The sequence below is a fragment of the Aeromonas sp. MR19 genome (genome assembly GCF_963899305.1).
Taxonomy (GTDB): domain Bacteria; phylum Pseudomonadota; class Gammaproteobacteria; order Enterobacterales; family Aeromonadaceae; genus Aeromonas; species Aeromonas bestiarum.
On sequence record NZ_CAWQWZ010000021.1, the window covers coordinates 225774 to 242777 of the forward strand.

The 17004-nt window shown below is 61.9% G+C and carries 12 protein-coding genes; 10 read left to right on the forward strand and 2 right to left on the reverse strand.

The window, feature by feature from the left end:
• Positions 1 to 8: 8 nt before the first annotated feature.
• From hisB to hisIE, 8 genes are all read left to right on the forward strand, one after another.
• Positions 9 to 1118 carry a bifunctional histidinol-phosphatase/imidazoleglycerol-phosphate dehydratase HisB gene (hisB, locus tag AACQ95_RS13800; protein WP_043134875.1) on the forward strand — a complete coding sequence of 370 codons (1110 nt, stop codon included), beginning with the start codon at positions 9 to 11 and terminating at the stop codon, positions 1116 to 1118.
• Positions 1119 to 1203: 85 nt separating this feature from the next.
• Positions 1204 to 1827, forward strand: coding sequence for an imidazole glycerol phosphate synthase subunit HisH (hisH, locus tag AACQ95_RS13805; RefSeq protein ID WP_241278784.1), 624 nt, complete (start codon positions 1204 to 1206; stop codon positions 1825 to 1827).
• 5 nt (positions 1828 to 1832) lie between these two features.
• A complete protein-coding gene (gene hisA, locus AACQ95_RS13810; RefSeq protein WP_241278785.1) occupies positions 1833 to 2579 on the forward strand; it encodes a 1-(5-phosphoribosyl)-5-[(5-phosphoribosylamino)methylideneamino]imidazole-4-carboxamide isomerase in 747 nt (248 codons plus the stop codon).
• A gap of 153 nt (positions 2580 to 2732) precedes the next feature.
• Positions 2733 to 3842 carry a response regulator gene (locus AACQ95_RS13815; RefSeq protein WP_241278786.1) on the forward strand — a complete coding sequence of 370 codons (1110 nt, stop codon included), beginning with the start codon at positions 2733 to 2735 and terminating at the stop codon, positions 3840 to 3842.
• Entirely contained in the window at positions 3835 to 5994 is a 2160-nt protein-coding gene (locus AACQ95_RS13820; RefSeq protein ID WP_241278787.1) for a PAS domain-containing protein, read from the forward strand. The genes AACQ95_RS13815 and AACQ95_RS13820 overlap by 8 nt, the downstream gene beginning before the upstream one ends.
• The gene (locus AACQ95_RS13825; RefSeq protein WP_241278788.1) at positions 5991 to 9962 is read left to right on the forward strand and encodes a PAS domain S-box protein; all 3972 of its coding nucleotides are present in this window, start codon (positions 5991 to 5993) and stop codon (positions 9960 to 9962) included. Before AACQ95_RS13820 ends, AACQ95_RS13825 begins: the two co-directional genes overlap by 4 nt.
• A gap of 180 nt (positions 9963 to 10142) precedes the next feature.
• Complete coding sequence (gene hisF, locus AACQ95_RS13830; protein WP_241278789.1) at positions 10143 to 10916, forward strand: imidazole glycerol phosphate synthase subunit HisF; 774 nt, start codon at positions 10143 to 10145, stop codon at positions 10914 to 10916.
• Positions 10909 to 11544, forward strand: a complete 636-nt coding sequence (hisIE, locus tag AACQ95_RS13835; RefSeq protein ID WP_098984102.1) for a bifunctional phosphoribosyl-AMP cyclohydrolase/phosphoribosyl-ATP diphosphatase HisIE — start codon at positions 10909 to 10911, stop codon at positions 11542 to 11544. The genes hisF and hisIE overlap by 8 nt, the downstream gene beginning before the upstream one ends.
• A gap of 173 nt (positions 11545 to 11717) precedes the next feature.
• On the opposite strand, the gene AACQ95_RS13845 is transcribed toward hisIE, so the two are convergent.
• Complete coding sequence (locus tag AACQ95_RS13845) at positions 11718 to 13343, reverse strand: acyl-CoA synthetase (protein ID WP_241278790.1); 1626 nt, start codon at positions 13341 to 13343, stop codon at positions 11718 to 11720.
• 614 nt (positions 13344 to 13957) lie between these two features.
• Between AACQ95_RS13845 and AACQ95_RS13850 the strand changes: the two genes are divergently transcribed.
• Positions 13958 to 15484 carry a YfcC family protein gene (locus tag AACQ95_RS13850; RefSeq protein WP_277604352.1) on the forward strand — a complete coding sequence of 509 codons (1527 nt, stop codon included), beginning with the start codon at positions 13958 to 13960 and terminating at the stop codon, positions 15482 to 15484.
• Between the two features lie 93 nt (positions 15485 to 15577).
• On the opposite strand, the gene AACQ95_RS13855 is transcribed toward AACQ95_RS13850, so the two are convergent.
• Entirely contained in the window at positions 15578 to 15766 is a 189-nt protein-coding gene (locus AACQ95_RS13855) for a hypothetical protein (RefSeq protein ID WP_043134896.1), read from the reverse strand.
• A 620-nt stretch (positions 15767 to 16386) separates the two neighbouring features.
• Here AACQ95_RS13855 and AACQ95_RS13860 point away from each other — a divergent pair.
• Positions 16387 to 16932 carry a glycine zipper 2TM domain-containing protein gene (locus AACQ95_RS13860; RefSeq protein ID WP_043134898.1) on the forward strand — a complete coding sequence of 182 codons (546 nt, stop codon included), beginning with the start codon at positions 16387 to 16389 and terminating at the stop codon, positions 16930 to 16932.
• Positions 16933 to 17004: the final 72 nt, after the last annotated feature.

Below are 17004 nucleotides of genomic sequence, written 5' to 3' on the forward strand. Positions count from 1 at the left end.
TGTCATTGATGAAGACCCCGTTTTTGTTTATCGACCGCGACGGCACCCTGATTGAAGAGCCGGTGACCGACAAACAGGTGGACAGCCTCGCCAAGCTGCGCTTCGAGCCCATGGTGATCCCTGTGCTGCGCGAGCTGCAGGCCGCCGGTTACGTGCTGGTGATGGTGACCAACCAGGATGGGCTGGGTACGGCCAGCCTGCCGCTGGAAAACTTCCAGCCGCCCCACGACCTGATGATGCACCTGTTTGAATCGCAAGGGGTCCACTGGGAACAGGTGCTTATCTGCCCCCACTTCCCGACCGACGGCTGCAGCTGCCGCAAACCCAATCTGGGACTGGTGAAGGAGTATCTGGCCTCCGGTCGCATCGATTTCGCCAACTCTTTCGTGATTGGTGACAGACAGACAGACCTGCAGCTCGCCGAGAACATGGGCATCGGTGGCATTCGCTATCAGCCGCAGGATCACGACTGGCTCGCCATCCGTGATCAGCTGCTGTCCAAGGGCCGCGTGGCCGAAGTGGAGCGCTATACCAAGGAGACCCGCATCCAGGTGGCGGTGGATCTCGACAAGAGCGGCGGCAACCAGATCGCCACCGGCATCGGCTTCTTCGATCACATGCTGGATCAGATAGCGACCCACGCCGGTTTCAGACTCAAGCTGAAGGTGAGCGGCGATCTGCACATCGACGATCACCACACGGTGGAAGATGTGGGGCTGGCGCTGGGTCAGGCCATGCGCCAGGCGCTCGGCAACAAGCGCGGCATAGGCCGTTTCGGCTTCGTGCTGGCGATGGATGAGGTACAGGCGGTGATCGATGCCCGCCCGCTCACCGAGCAGGAAGTGAGTACCGCCCTGGACTTGAGCGGCCGCCCCTACTTCGTGTTTGACTGCCCGAGCGGCTTTGGCCGCGACAGCGTGGGTGAGATGGCCACCGAGATGGTGCCCCACTTCTTCCGCTCCCTGTCGGACGCCATGGCCATCACATTGCAGATGAAAGTCGGCAGCGGCAACACCCACCACCAGGTGGAGGCGCTCTTCAAGGGCTTTGGCCGCGCTTTGCGCCAGGCCATCCGGGTGGAAGGGAGCGAGCTCCCCTCCAGCAAGGGAGTCTTGTAATGGCAACGAACTCTCAGAAGCTGGTGATTATCGATACCGCATCGATGGTGCGGATCTCGCCAATCGACATGGATAGGGACACACGATGAGCACTCAGAAACTGGTCATCATCGACACCGGCTGCGCCAATCTGGCCTCGGTCAGAATGGCGTTTGAGCGCCTCGGCGTGCAGCCGCTGGTTTCCAGCAAGGCGGCCGATATCGAGAGTGCCGACAAGCTGATCCTGCCCGGGGTCGGCACAGCCGTGGCGGCCATGAAAAACCTCAACGAGCGCAATCTGGTGCCCCTCATTCGCGCCGCCAAACAGCCGCTGCTGGGCTTTTGCCTCGGCATGCAGATGCTGGCGGAGGCGTCTGAAGAGAGCATGAGTGCAGATGGCAGCAGCGGCGATCTGATCGACTGCCTCGGCATAGTGCCGGGCAAGATCCGGCTGATGGAGGTGGGCAAGCTGCGCCTGCCCCACATGGGCTGGAACCAGATTGAGCACGACGAGCGCCATCCCCTGCTCAAGGGCATCCCAAGCGGCAGCTACTTCTACTTCGTCCACTCCTACGCCCTGGAGGTGACAGACGCGACGCTCGCCACCTGTGACTATGGCACGCCCTTTACCGCCATCGTCGGGCGGGACAACTTCTTCGGCGCCCAATTCCACCCGGAGCGCTCAGGCGCGGCGGGTGCCCGTTTACTGCAAAACTTTCTGGAGCTATGACAAGGATGATCATTCCTGCAATCGACCTTATCAAGGGTCAGGTGGTTCGCCTCTATCAGGGTGACTACGACCAGAAGACCGCCTACAGCGACAGCCCGCAGGCCCGCTTTGACGAATATGTCTCCCAGGGGGCGGTGCAACTGCACCTGGTGGATCTGGACGGTGCCAAAGAGACACAGGCCCGCCAACTCCCCCTGCTGACCCAGCTGCTGTCGGCCACCGAGGCGCCGGTACAGGTGGGCGGCGGGGTGCGCACCGAGCAGGATGTGGCGGATCTGCTGGCCGCCGGTGCCAGCCGGGTGGTGATTGGCTCCACCGCCGTCAAATCCCCGGATCTGGTGGCAAGCTGGATGGAGAAATATGGCCCCGAGCAGATAGTGCTGGCGCTGGACGTCAATATCGACGCCCAGGGCAATCGTCATATCGCCGTGGCGGGTTGGCAGGAGAACAGCGGCGTGACCATAGAGGCGCTGATCGAGCGCTTCCTGCCGGTCGGTCTCAAGCATGTGCTCTGCACCGACATCAGCCGCGATGGCACCTTAGCGGGCACCAACGTCGAGCTCTATCGGGATCTCTGCGCCCGTTACCCGAGCGTGGCCTTCCAGGCCTCGGGCGGGATTGGCGGGATCCAGGACATAGAGGCGCTCAAGGGCTCCGGGGTCAAGGGGATCATCCTTGGCCGCGCCCTGCTGGAGGGCAAATTCTCCGTGGGTGACGCCATCACCTGCTGGGCCAACGGCACGCCAGATTGACGGCTTGATCGGCCGCCGTGACATGAGAGCCTGCCTGGCCACAGGGGTCGGGCAGGGATCTCTCCATCCAGAGATAAGTCGGGGTAAGTCCTTATTACTTGGTAACAATTGACTCTATACTCGAACTCATTGAGACAACGTCACGGAGGACTTATGTTCACATCTCACGCCGCCACCATACTGATCGTCGATGACTCGCCCGAGAATCTGATGGTGCTGACCGATCTGCTCTCTCCCACCTATCGGGTGCTGGCCGCCCAGAGCGGAGAAAAGTGCCTGCGGATCGCCACTGGCAAGACGGCGCCGGATCTCATCCTGCTGGATGTGATGATGCCGGGCATGGATGGCTATGAGGTGCTCAAACAGTTGCGCATCACCCCCGAGACCAGCCGTATTCCCGTGGTGCTGCTCACCGCCCTCGCCGATCCCCAGAGTGAAGAGTACGGATTGTCGCTGGGAGCGGCCGATTACATCACCAAGCCCATCAAACCGGCCATCGTCCAGGCCCGGGTGCGTACCCAGCTGGAGGCCAAACAGGCCCGTGACGGCTTGCAGAGCCAGAACACGGCGCTGGAAGCCGAGGTGGCACGCCGCATGATGGAGAACGACCTGATCCAGCAGGTCTCCATCCGTGCCCTCGCCCACCTGGCGGAGATCCGCGACCCCGAAACCGGCAACCACATCTTGCGCACTCAGGGTTACGTGCGGCAACTGGCCAGCTCCCTCGCCACGCATCCCCGCTTTGCCGAGACCCTGACCCCCCGCTACATAGACCTGCTGAGCCGCTCGGCCCCCCTGCACGACATAGGCAAGGTGGGCATTCCCGATCACATACTGCTCAAGCCGGCCAAGTTGACGGTGGACGAGTGGGCAACCATGCGCACCCATGCCAAGCTCGGCAGCGATGCCATCGAGCAAGCGGAACAAGACATAGAACAACCCTTGGCATTCCTTACCCTGGCCAAGGAGATTGCCCACTGGCACCACGAGAAGTGGGACGGCAGCGGCTACCCTGACGGCCTGCACGGCGATGACATTCCCCTCTCGGCCCGGCTGATGGCGCTGGCCGACGTGTTTGACGCCCTCATCAGCGTAAGGGTCTACAAGGCCGCCATGTCCTATGACGAGGCGAGAACCCTGATCCTCACCGGCAGCGGCCAGCATTTCGATCCAGACGTGGTGGCGGCATTCGACAGCCATTTCGAACAGTTCGTCGCCATCGCCGAGCGCTACAAGGATGACAACGAGGCACAGCATGGCTGACCAGCCCCCGCTCACCCGGGCCTACATTCTCAACATAGTGCTGACCTATGCCGCAGTGGCCAGCCTGTGGATCCTGCTCTCCGACAAGGCGGTGGAGTGGCTGTTCAGCACTCAGGCCCAGTTTGCCCTGGCCAGCACCATCAAGGGTTGGCTGTTCATCCTCATCACGGCGCTCATGCTCTATGCCATGCTGCGCCGTCGCATCGACATGCCAGTGGTCACCCGTCAATTCTCTCGCCGTCAGCTCTTGCCCCTTATCCTGATCAACGGCCTGATCCTGGGACTCACCGGCATGGCCATCGCTCAGAGCCTGGGTCACACCCAGGACAAGGAGATAGCCAGGATCGAGGCCATCGCCGATCTCAAGAGCAAACAGATCACCGAGTGGCTCAATGCCCGTGAGCGCGATGCCCGCCTGCTGATCGAAAGCCCGCTCTATGCCAATCTCTATCGCCAGGGACAAGTTGCACATCCGGCGGATGGACATACCCCCCTGATGACCCGGCTGGCCGAGTTCATCTCCATCAGGGGATTCAGCGCGGCGACCGTATTCAGCCCGACCGGCACAGCCCTGTGGCAGACGCCCGGGGCCAGCGGCCTTGGTGCGCCGCTGCGTGAGGCCTTGGCTCAAGTGGAAACGGGCAATGTCATGCGGGTGGGGCCCTATCTCGATGAGCAGGGCCAGCCCAGGCTCGACTTCATAGCCCCGCTGTCCATGCCTGGCAGCGGCTCCCCTCTTGTCGTGCTGCAGATCAGCTCCAGCGACTGGCTCAACCACATTCTCAAGCAGTGGCCCATTCCGGCCAGCAGCGGGGAAGCCCTGCTGTTTCGAAAACTCGGCAATCAGGTACAGTTTCTCAATGACGTGCGCTATCGTCCCCACTCTGCCCTCACCCTGCAGATCCCCATCGACAACAAGACGCTGCTGGCGGCCCAGTTTCTCAACGGCGGTGCCAAAGAGGGGCTCAGGCAGACGTTCTTTGGCCAGGATTACCGGGGGGTCGAGGTCTTTGGCACCATCCACTCCGTCATCGGCACCGACTGGTATCTAATCGCCAAGATAGACAAGACGGAGCTCAACCATGCTGCTTTCAGGGAGAGTATCTGGATTGGGCTCATAGGCATGCTGGTGCTCTTCATCGCCAACGCCGGCATCATATTGCTACGCCAGCATACCCAGCTCTTCATGGCAGAGCAGATCCGCCAATCCCAGGCGGGACGCCTGCAGGCGTTGCAACTGCTCTCCGCCATTGCCGACAGCTCGGAAGACGCCATCTTCGCCAAGGACATGGAAGGCAAATACATCTTGTTCAACCGTGCCGCCAGCCAGTTCGTCGGCAAGCCGGCCGCCGATATGCTGGGTCAGGATGACATGGCCATCTTCCCACCCGACCAGGCCCGAATGTTGATGGATCTGGGCCAGCAGGTCATAGCCCGCAACAAGGTACAGACACAGGAGGAGTACCTCACCCTGCCCAGCGGCGATCGGGTGTTCCTCGCCACCAAAGGGCCGCTGCAAGACAACGAGGGCCAGGTGATCGGCATCTTCGGCATCTCCCGCGACATAACGGATTTCAAACGGGCCGAGGCGGGCCTCAAGGAACGGGAAGGTCTGTTTCGCGCCCTGGTGGAACAGTCCCTAGCCGGCATCTACATACTCCAGCAGGGCCAGCTCTGTTACATCAACCCGGGCTTCGCTCGCCTGTTCGGCTACAGCTCGACCAACTCCCTGCTGAAAGTCGGCACGCTGCACGCTCTGGCCAGCCCGAAAGACAGCGACAGGGTGGCGGAGCAATTGCTGCGCTGCGAGCAGGAAGATACCGAGATCCACACCCGGTTCACCGCCTTGCACCACGACCATCAGAACATAGAGGTGGAGCTGTATGGGCGGCGCGTCGACTATCGTGGCCAGCCCGCCGTTCTCGGCCTCTTGCTGGACGTGACCGAGCGGGAGCAGGTCGAGCAGGCCCTGACCCGTCAGGCCACGGAACTGCGCCAGCAAAACAGCGAGCTGGAGCGTTTCAACAAGGTGATGGTGGACAGGGAGCTGGCCATGTTGACCCTCAAGCACCAGATCAATGCGCTGTCACTTCAGCTTGGGCAGCAGCCGCCCTACCCTCAAGCCCCCACACCGCCAGAGGAGTCCCAATGATGAGCTGGTCTCAGCTGTGGCATACCCGTCAGTCCCGGCAACGGTGGGGGGTCTGCCTGCTGGCCATTCTGCTGCCCATTCTCATGTTGCAGATCCGGATACAGCTGCCCATCGCCTTTGGCGAGCGACCGTTGCTGGTACTCTTCATGCTGCCCATCATCATTTGCTCCCTGCTCGGTGGCCTGCTGCCGGGTCTGCTCAGCACCCTGGTGAGCGCCCTGGTCACCACCTACTTCCTGCTGCCCCCGCTCCATTCGCTGACCATTGCCGCCGGCCAGGATCTGGTGCAATGGGGAATACTGCTCGCCAACGGCGTCCTCATCAGCCTGCTCAGCGCCGCCATGCACAGCTCCCGCGCCAGGGAGACCCAGCGCTGGCAGGAGCTGATGAACATCCAGTCCCGTCTGCAGCAGAGCGAAACCCGCTTTCAGGCCACCTTCGAGCAGGCGGCGGTGGGCATTGCCCTGGTCGCCCCGGACGGCAAATGGCTGCGGGTCAACCAGCGGCTGTGCGACATGGTGGGTTACCAGGCCGATGAGCTGATGGGCATGACTTTCCAGCAGATCACCCACCCGGACGATCTCTTCATCGATCAAGCCTATGTTGGCCAGATGCTGGCGGGCGAGCGGCCTCACTACACCCTGGAAAAACGTTACCTGCGCAAGGGGGGTGACATCCTCTGGATCACCCTCACTGTGGCGCTGGTCCGGGATCTCAAGGGGGAGCCCGACTACTTCATCTCGATCATCGAGGACAACCAGCAACGCAAGGAGACCGAAGAGGCCCTGCGCCGCAACGAGGTGATCCTGCGCGAATCCCAGCATCTGGCCAAGATAGGCAACTGGCGCTGGCATATTGCCGACAACAGCCACTACTGGTCACCCGAGATCTACCGTATCTATGGCCGCGACCAGTCTCTGCCCCCCGCCGTCTATCCCGAGGTGAGGAAATATTTCACCCAGGAGGGGTGGCGCGCCATCGCCCAGGCCGTCGAGCATTGCCTGCAGACCGGCTATCCCTACGAGTGCGATGCCGAGGTGATCCACGAACAGGGGGAGCCCATCTGGATCATTGCCCGGGGCGCCGCCTTGCGCGATGGCAGTGGCACCATCGTCGAGCTGTACGGCACGGTACAGGACATCACGGAGCGCAAACTGACCGAGCAGCAGCTGTTGCAAAACCAGCAGGTGGCACTCGATACCCAGCGCCGTGCCCGCCTGGCGGCACTGAATCTGATGGACGATGCCATCAGCGCCCGCATCCGCGCAGAGACCACCAGCACAGCCCTGCGCAATAGCGAACAGCGCCTGCTGATGGCTCAGGAAGGGGCACACGTCGGCATCTGGGAGTGGGACATCCCGAGTGGCCAGCTGTTCTTCTCCCCCGAATGTGCCCGCCTCTATGGCCGCAGTGTGGAGCAGCTCAACACCTTCAGCACCTGGCAGAGTTGCGTGCATCCGGACGACAAGGCCCGCATCGACAAGCTGCTCTCCGACTTGCCCGCGGCGGGCAAACCCCTCGAGATAGAGTTTCGCATCCTGCTGCCCAGCGGTGACATTCGCTGGCTGGTGAGCAAGGGCAGCGTCTATCGGGATTCACAGCAGCGCCCGCTGCGCCTGCTCGGCATCAATCTGGACATCACGGAGCGCAAGCAGGCCGAACAACAGTTGCGACAACTGTCGCTGGCCCTGGAGCAGAGCCCGGATGGCGTCTTCATCACGGATACCCAGGCGCGCATCGAGTACGTCAACGTCGCCTTCCTGGCCGCCAGCGGATACCAGCAGAGCGAGGTCTTGGGCCAGACCCCTTCCCTGCTGCGCTCAGGTCTCACCCCCAAGGCGACCTATGTTGCCCTGTGGGACGCCATCCATCAGGGTCAGCGCTGGCATGGCGAGTTCATCAACCGCCGCAAGGATGGCTCCCACTATCAGGTGCTGGCCACCGTCTCCCCCATTCGGCAGGAGAACGGCGTCATCACCCACTATGTGACAGTGCAGGCGGACATCACGGAGAAGAAACAGCTCGGCGAGGAGCTGGATCAATACCGCTACCATCTGGAAGAGATGGTCAACGAGCGCACCCTGCAACTGGCCCAGGCCCATCAAAGGGCGGAGAGCGCGAACCGTGCCAAGAGCGCCTTCCTGGCCAACATGAGCCACGAGATCCGTACCCCCATGAATGCCATTTTGGGACTCACCTATCTGCTCAAGCGCGACACACCGGATCACACCCAGCACGATCGGCTGGAGAAGATAGACAACGCCGCCCAGCACCTGCTCACCATCATCAACGACATTCTGGATCTCTCCAAAATCGATGCGGGCAAGATGGTGCTGGAGCAGAGTGACTTCTCCCTCACCGCCATGCTGGACAACGTCAGCGCCCTGATGAGCGAGCAAGCCCGCGCCAAGGGGCTCACCATCATAGTCGACATAGGGGATACACCCGCCTGGGTCCATGGCGACATCACCCGCCTGCGCCAGGCGCTGCTCAACTACGCGGCCAATGCCATCAAGTTCACCGAGCAGGGCTCGGTCACCCTGCGGGTACGGATAGAACGTCCGCTGCCCACGGGGTATCTGCTGCGCTTCGAGGTGGAAGACACCGGCATCGGCATCAGTCCGGAACAGAGCGAGAAGCTGTTCCAGGCATTCGAGCAGGCCGACGTCTCCACCACCCGCAAGTACGGCGGTACCGGCCTTGGCCTGGCGATCACCAGCCGGCTCGCCACCCTGATGGGGGGTGAGGTCGGTCTGAGCAGCGTGCCGGGCAAGGGCAGCTGCTTCTGGTTTACCGCCCTGCTCTCCCTGGGGCAGAGCGAGCCGCAGCAAGCCGCGCGACTCGAGCAGACGGTGCAACAGACGCTCTTTTTCTCCAACCACGCCCGCGTGCTGCTGGTGGAGGACAACGCCATCAACCGCGAGGTGGTGCTGGAACTGCTCAACAACAGCGGCCTCGTCATCGAGACCGCCGTCAACGGCCAGGAAGCGCTGGAGCGCGTCAGCCAGCACGCCTTCGATCTGATCCTGATGGACATACAGATGCCCCTGATGGATGGCTACAGTGCCACTCGCGCCATCCGTGTCTTGCCGGGCTGGGAGCAGATCCCCATTCTGGCGCTGACCGCCAGTGCCTTTGAAGAGGACAGAAAAGCCTGTGAGGCGGCGGGCATGAACGATTTCATCGCCAAGCCCGTGACCCCCGCCAAGCTGTTTGAGGCGCTGCAACTGTGGCTGCCCGCCAGCACGCCGGTGCAGCCTCAATACCAGCGCCGGGCCAGCGATACCCTGATAGCCCCGCTCGCCCGGCTGCAATCCTTCCCCGGCCTGGATCTGCAACAGGGGCTGGCTGCGCTGCAGGGCAACCAGGTGAAATACGCCGCCTTGCTGCGCCATTTCGCCAGTGAACACAGCCAGGACATGCAACTGCTCAGCAGCCATCTGCAGGCGGGTGATCAGCCGGCCGCCACGCGCCTCGCCCACGCCTTGCGCGGCGTCGCCGCGACCCTGGGCTGGGTATCCCTGGCCGACCAGAGCCAGCGACTGGAACACGACCTGTCCCGCGATGGCAGCGAGCTGACCGATCAGATGGCGGAGATAACGAACGCACTCGGCGCCCTGCTTGAGCTGCTGGGTCAGGAAGAGCCTGAACCCGCCGCCGTGTCGGCCCCCCTCAACGGCCACTGGCAGCAGCAGTTGCTGCGCCAGATTGAAGGCCTGCTGCTGCAGAGCGACACAGCCGTCATTCCGCTGTTCGAGCAGTACGCCGGTCCCCTGCTCCTAGGCCTCGGACCCAAAGGGGATACGCTGGCACGCCAGTTGAAGGTGTTCGATTTCGACGGCGCCCTGCTTACCCTGCGCAGCCTGCAGGCAACGCAGGAACATACCACCGGATTTGAACCGGCTGGCCCGGATGCACCGACCCGGCATCCTGCGGCGACAAAGAGAGATAAAGGGTTGAATCACTGAATAAAGTCATGCATATAGTGTTGGTTCCCCTGTCGAACACGTCCCCTTGCGGCCACGTTGTCGCCCGGCTGGGCACCACCTGTTGAAGCATGCCGACGATCTTCACTCATTGGCCGTCTGACGCCCGCGTCACCCGGCAATAACGATGTTTTTAACCGTGCGTTACATGGAGCAACGAGCATGTTGTCAAAGCGTATTATCCCCTGTCTGGACGTCAAAGATGGCGTTGTGGTCAAGGGAGTGCAATTTCGAAATCACGAGGTGATGGGCGGTATCGTCGAGCTCGCCCGCCGCTACGCAGAGGAAGGGGCCGACGAACTGGTGTTCTATGACATCACCGCCTCGAGCGATGCCCGGGTGGTCGACAAGAGCTGGGTAAGCCGGGTGGCCGAGGTGATCGACATCCCCTTCTGCGTCGCCGGTGGCATCAAGAGCGTGGAGGATGCTCGCCAGATCCTGGAATTCGGGGCCGACAAGGTCTCCATCAACTCGCCAGCCCTGGCCGATCCAACTCTCATCACCCGACTGGCGGAGCGCTTCGGCGTGCAGTGCGTGGTGGTGGGTATCGACTCCTATTTTGATGCGCAGACCGGTCACTATCAGGTCAAACAGTTTACCGGTGACGAGAGCCGCACCCGCACCACAGCCTGGCATACCCTGGATTGGGTGCAGGAGGCGCAAAAGCGCGGCGCCGGCGAAATCGTGCTGAACGTGATGAACCAGGATGGCATGCGCCAGGGCTACGACCTCGAGCAGCTCAAGCTGGTGCGCGCCGTCTGCAAGGTGCCGCTGATCGCCTCCGGTGGTGCCGGCACCATGGCACACTTCCTCGATGCTTTTACTATCGCCGACGTGGACGGGGCCCTGGCCGCCTCCGTGTTCCACAAGGGCCTTATCCCCATTCCCGAATTGAAACGCTGGCTGAAAAATGAAGGAGTCGCCATCCGTGAATAATCAAGCTGTAAACAACGAGCTACCGCTCGCCGAGCGCCTGGACTGGGCAAAGTGTGATGGCATGATCCCCGCCATCGTCCAGCATGCCGCCAGCGGCGAGGTGCTGATGCAGGGCTTCATGACCCGCGAGGCGCTGGAAAAGACCCAGGCCAGCGGCCAGGTCACCTTCTTCAGCCGCAGCAAGCAGCGCCTCTGGACCAAGGGTGAAAGCTCGGGCCATGTGCTCAAGCTGGTCGCCATCAGCACCGACTGCGATCAGGACTCTCTGCTGATCGCCGCCAACCCCGTCGGCCCCACCTGCCATCTGGGCACCCCCTCCTGCTTCGACGGCCACCCTGTGCCACCGCTCGGCTTCCTGGCCGAGCTCGAGCAGATCCTGGCATCACGCAAAGGTGCCGACCCAGCCACCAGCTACACCGCCAGCCTGTATGCCAAGGGCACCAAGCGCATCGCCCAGAAGGTGGGTGAAGAGGGTGTGGAAGTGGCGCTGGCCGCCATGGCCAAGGATCGGGAGGAGCTCATCAACGAATCCGCCGATCTGCTCTACCACCTGACCGTACTGCTGCAAAACGAGGGGCTGGAGTTGAAGGATGTGGTGCAGCGCCTCTATGAGCGCCATAACAAGTGAACAACGAATCCCTCCTGACGGCTCTATCACCTCACAGTACTGCTGCAAAACGAGGAGCTGGAATTGAAGGATGTGGTGCAGCGGCTTCATTAGCGCCATAACAAGTGATCGTAAAACCGATTTGAAAAAAGCGGGCCCTGATGGGCCCGTTCTGTTTTACGGCTGTGGCAGCTTCAACTGCCCAGCTGCTGGCGCAGCATGTATTTTTGTACCTTGCCGGTGGAGGTTTTCGGCAGCGGGGTGAAGATGATGCGCTTGGGGGCTTTGAAGTGGGCCATCTGCTCGCGGCAAAACGCAATCAGCTCGGCCTGGGTGAGCTCGCGCCCCTCCTTGAGCTTCACAAAGGCGCAGGGCACCTCCCCCCACTTCTCGTCAGGCATGGCGATCACCGCCACCTCGTCCACATCGGGATGGCGATAGAGCACGTCCTCCACCTCCAGGCTGGAGATGTTCTCTCCGCCCGAGATGATGATGTCCTTGGATCTGTCCTTGATCTCCACATAACCGTCCGGGTGCCAGACCGCCAGATCGCCGCTGCGAAACCAGCCCTCCGCCATCGCCTCGGCGCTGGCAGAAGGGTTCTTGAGATAGCCCTTCATCACCACATTGCCGCGCAGCACTATCTCCCCCAGGGTCTTGCCATCCTGGGGAACCGGCTCGCCGCTGACCGGGTTGATGACCCGCATCTCCCCCTGCAGCGGGGATGCTACCCCCTGGCGCGCCTTGAGGCGCGACAGCGTGGTGGCATCCTGCCCCTGCCAGCTTCGCTGCGGTTCGCACAGCACGCAGGGGCCATAGGTTTCGGTGAGGCCGTAGACATGGGTCACGGCGATCCCCATGGCCTCCATGCCGGCGATCACGGTGGCGGGCGGCGCCGCCCCCGCCGTCATCACCTTGATGGGATGATTGAGCCCATATTTAAGCGCAGGGCCGGCGTTGTTGAGCATGTTGAGGACGATGGGCGCGGCGCAGAAGTGGCTCGCCTTGTGCTCGCGCAGGGCATCAAAGATGGCTCCCGCCTGCACATGGCGCAGGCAGACGCTCACCCCGGCGGTGGCCGCCAGGGTCCAGGGGAAGCACCAGCCGTTGCAGTGAAACATCGGCAGGGTCCAGAGATAGATGGGGTGTTTGGGCAGCTCCCAGGAGAGCACGTTGTTGACCGCATTGAGGTGGGCGCCGCGATGGTGATAGACCACCCCCTTGGGGTTGCCCGTGGTGCCCGAGGTGTAGTTCAGGGAGATCGCCTGCCACTCGTCATCCGGCAGCCAGCCGGGCTCATCCCCGTCCCCTTGGGTAAGAAACGCCTCATAGTCGAGCTCGCTTATCAGCTCCCCCTCCCGATAGAGGGGATCGTCGATGGCGATGAGCAGAGGCTGCGGCTTGACAAGGGCCAACGCCTTGCGCACCACGGCGCCGAACTCCCTGTCCACCAGCACCACCTTGCTCTGGGCATGCTGGAAGATGAAGGCCATGGACTCGACATCGAGCCGGGTGTTGAGGGTGTTGAGCACGGCGCCGCTCATGGGCACCCCGAAGTGGGCTTCGAACATGGCCGGGGTATTGGGGGCGACGATGGAGACTGTATCCCCCTCGCCTATGCCATGCCGACGCAGGGCCGAGGCGAGCTGGCGGCAGCGCCGCTCGGTCTGGGCCCAGTTTTGACGCAAGGCCCCATGGATCAGCGCCGGGTAGTCGGGATAGACCCGCGCAGCCCGAGCCAGGAAGCTGATGGGGGTCAGCGCCTCGAAATTGGCGGGGCTTTTATCAAGGCCGGCCTCATAGATGTTCTGCTCTGTCATCGGGTTCCTTCCTCGCAGGTGGCACAAAGCGGCTGGATCGGATTGGGCGGGAGATCTCGTCGGCATCATGCCCTGCGCCGATCTCTTATGGGGCTGACAGCCTAACAGCAGGGCCATGGCGGCAGGTATTAGCAAAACGTCTTAGGCGATGGCGCTGCTTGGGTTTTCACCCGGTCAGACCGGTCATGATGCGGGGCATTGCCAGCCTTGAATAATATGTATCCATTATCAAACCGGCATGGGTTGCCATGCATCCTTTACATCTTTATTTGCAGCCTGTGGCATTGTTGCAAATTATATCCACCAGATGAACCGGGATAATTATTGAATATAATGACCCAGCATGGGCACGATATTTAAATTAACGACAATTCCATCAGCCAATATATTCTGTGAGCCAGCCCATAAAGCGGGCCCCGCTTCGTATTCATCCCGACACCAGCAGGTTATGGTTACATGGTGAAACAATCTACCGCATGCCCAATATCAGGCCAGACTTCTCGCCAACGAGTGCGCCATTACCAGTAGATCTGCGCATTCCCGCCCCATGACGAAGGAACCCTGTCGACCCGATATTCCGCCGAGCCCGAACCTGCTTTATCGAGGAGCATTTTATGTGTGCCGAGCCGAATACCAAGCCACGCAGACAATTTCCCACTGCCTTTACCATTTTGTTTCTTATTATGTTGCTGGCCATTGCCCTGACCTGGATCATTCCGGCGGGGGCCTATTCCAAGCTCTCCTATAACTCGGCCAACCACACCCTGATGGTCAATAGCCCGCAGGGAGAAATAAGCCGGCTGCCCGCCACCCAGAGCGAGCTTGAAAAACTCAATATCAATATCGGGGTGGAACAGTTCACCAGCGGCACTATCCGCAAGCCCATCGCCATTCCCGGCACCTATGAGCGACTGGCACAGGCCCCCAAAGGGCTCGCCGACGTGGCGGTCAGCATGGTCAAGGGCACCATAGAGGGGGCTGACATCATAGTCTTCATCCTGGTGCTCGGCGGGCTCATCGGCGTCATCAACAAGACGGGGGCCTTCAGCGCCGGTCTGGTGGCGCTGTCGCGCAGGACCCGGGGCAACGAATTCATGTTCGTGGCGCTGGTCTGCTTCGTCATGGCGCTGGGGGGCACCACCTGCGGGCTGGAGGAAGAGGCGGTCGCCTTCTACCCCATACTGGTGCCCATCTTCCTGGCGCTCGGCTATGACGCCATCGTCTGCGTGGGAGCCATCTTCCTCGCCGCCTCCATGGGCACGACTTTCTCCACCATCAACCCCTTCTCGGTAGTGATCGCCTCCAACGCCGCCGGCATTCCCTTCACCGAGGGGCTGATCTTTCGCGCCGTCGGCTGTCTGGTGGGCACCCTGGTGGTCATTGGCTATCTCCACTGGTACTGCAAGAAGATCAAGGCCAACCCGGCCTTCTCCTATACCTATGAGGACAGAGAGAGCTTCCGGGCCCGCTTCCTCAAAGAGGGATCTCTCGATGAAGGAGTCCCCTTCACCCTGCGCCGCAAGATCATCCTGACCCTGTTCATCCTCGCCTTTCCGCTCATGGTGTGGGGCGTCTCCATGGCCGGCTGGTGGTTCCCGCAGATGGCGGCCTCCTTCCTCGCCGTCGCCATCATCATCATGTTCATCTCGGGGCTGAAGGAGAAAGAGGCGGTCGAGGCCTTCACCCAGGGCGCCTCCGAACTGGTGGCGGTGTCGCTGATCATAGGGCTGGCGCGCGGGGTCAATCTGGTGCTGGATCAGGGGATGATCTCGGACACCATACTGGCTTACGCCTCCAGTCTGGTTGCCGGCATGCACGGCGCCGTGTTCGCGGTGGCCCAGATGCTGGTGTTCACCCTGCTGGGGCTGGTGGTGCCCTCCTCCTCCGGATTGGCGGTGCTCTCCATGCCCATCATGGCGCCGCTGGCGGATACAGTGATGATCCCGCGCTACATCGTCGTGTCGGCCTACAACTGGGGGCAATACGCCATGCTGTTCCTGGCCCCCACCGGGCTGGTGCTGGTCACCCTGCAGATGCTCGGCATCCAGTTCAACCAGTGGGTCAGGTTCGTGCTGCCCATGGTGGGCTTCGTGCTGGGCTTTGGCGCCCTGATGCTGGTGGTGCAGGTGATGATGATCTGAGGCGAACCTCACTGCCAGAGCGCGCCCGGCCCACAGTGCCGGGCGCGCTCTGTGCGGTCCACGGCTCCAGGGAAACGCCCACTCACTCGTGCATCAATGACGCACCCGACCTTGCTGGCGAAAGCAGTAGAGCTTGAGGCTGATGTCGACTATGTCGGCGGGCAGCTCCTGCGCCACCTCGGAGAGGGGTTGATAAAGGGATGCCAGCAGTCGCTGTGCCTGCTGCTGGGTAATGATCTCGGCCTGTACGGCCGGCTGTATCCATCTTGGCAGCATCGACATAAGTCCCCCTTGCCGATTATTGCTTGACCACCACAGTCCCAACGCGTGCCGCGTCGGGATTGCCCCGGTATTGCCGTTTCACTTTCACTGGCCCCGAGATGATGACGGCGTTATCTGGCTCACCGGCACTGCATCGCGCCTGTCGGGGTGAGCCACTGTCGCTCATGGGCCCGTCACTCTCTCTGCCAAATGACCAAGCATAATGCTTGCCGTGATCTGTTATCGGCAGTCCCCCTGCGCCGGTAAAGCGATTTATCAAGCACTTGCGCACGAGTCGGTGCCTACGGGCAAGCCCTTAAAGCCCGCGTCGGGGGGCAAGCGCGGCAGAGTGCCGCTCTATGGCGGTGGCGCGGCAGTGGTTTGACGCAAAATGGATAAAAAGACCCCATATGAATCGCAAATTGCGACGCATCCACCCGCTCCGGAGTGACATGCCCATTGTCCAGTCCCAGCTCCACGGCCTTTGTCGCCAAAGCCCGACACCTTTTTGACGAGGGGCTTTTTGGTGAAGTCAGGGCTTGTCGTGCCCGCACGCTGGCCGCCTTGTTCATCCTCCGGGTTGTGCCAAGATCGCGGCAAGCAACAGCCGCATCAGGTGATGCATTTCAGGAGAACGCAAAATGAACAAATCCATGTTGGCAGGTGTCGGGATCGGTGTGGCCTCTGCGCTGGCATTGTCGGCCGCCGCCAGCGGATCCCTGTTTTCAGCCCAGCCTCAGTTTGCCGAGGTGCTGGCCAGCAAGCCGGTGACCGAGACCATCAAGACGCCCCGTCAGGAGTGCCACAACGTCACAGTGACCCACCGCAAACCCGTGCAGGATGAGAACAAGATCCTGGGGACCGTGGTTGGCGCCGCGCTGGGCGGCGTACTCGGCAACCAGTTTGGCGGCGGCAACGGCAAGAAGGTGGCCACGGCCGCGGGCGCCGTGGCCGGTGGCTATGCCGGCAACCAGGTGCAGGGCAACATGCAGGCGGGCGACACCTACACCAGCACCCAGCAGCGCTGCAAGACGGTGCAGGAGAGCAGCACCCGCACCCTTGGCTATGACGTCACCTACCGCCTCGCCGGTCAGGAAGGGGTCATCCGCATGGAGAAGGCCCCCGGTGCCACCATTCCGGTCAAGGATGGCAAGCTGGTGATCGACAGCGCCCAGAGTCAATCCTGACAGACTCTGCCCTATGAATACCCCAAGGCCCATCACACCGATGGGCCTTTTTGTTGCGCGCCAGCCACCTCG

Coding starts and splice junctions, on each gene's coding strand:
- hisB (WP_043134875.1), top strand. CDS start 9: ATGAAGACCCCGTTTTTGTTTATCGACCGCGACGGCACCCTGATTGAA.
- hisH (WP_241278784.1), top strand. CDS start 1,204: ATGAGCACTCAGAAACTGGTCATCATCGACACCGGCTGCGCCAATCTG.
- hisA (WP_241278785.1), top strand. CDS start 1,833: ATGATCATTCCTGCAATCGACCTTATCAAGGGTCAGGTGGTTCGCCTC.
- AACQ95_RS13815 (WP_241278786.1), top strand. CDS start 2,733: ATGTTCACATCTCACGCCGCCACCATACTGATCGTCGATGACTCGCCC.
- AACQ95_RS13820 (WP_241278787.1), top strand. CDS start 3,835: ATGGCTGACCAGCCCCCGCTCACCCGGGCCTACATTCTCAACATAGTG.
- AACQ95_RS13825 (WP_241278788.1), top strand. CDS start 5,991: ATGATGAGCTGGTCTCAGCTGTGGCATACCCGTCAGTCCCGGCAACGG.
- hisF (WP_241278789.1), top strand. CDS start 10,143: ATGTTGTCAAAGCGTATTATCCCCTGTCTGGACGTCAAAGATGGCGTT.
- AACQ95_RS13845 (WP_241278790.1), bottom strand. CDS start 13,343: ATGACAGAGCAGAACATCTATGAGGCCGGCCTTGATAAAAGCCCCGCC.
- AACQ95_RS13850 (WP_277604352.1), top strand. CDS start 13,958: ATGTGTGCCGAGCCGAATACCAAGCCACGCAGACAATTTCCCACTGCC.
- AACQ95_RS13855 (WP_043134896.1), bottom strand. CDS start 15,766: ATGTCGATGCTGCCAAGATGGATACAGCCGGCCGTACAGGCCGAGATC.
- AACQ95_RS13860 (WP_043134898.1), top strand. CDS start 16,387: ATGAACAAATCCATGTTGGCAGGTGTCGGGATCGGTGTGGCCTCTGCG.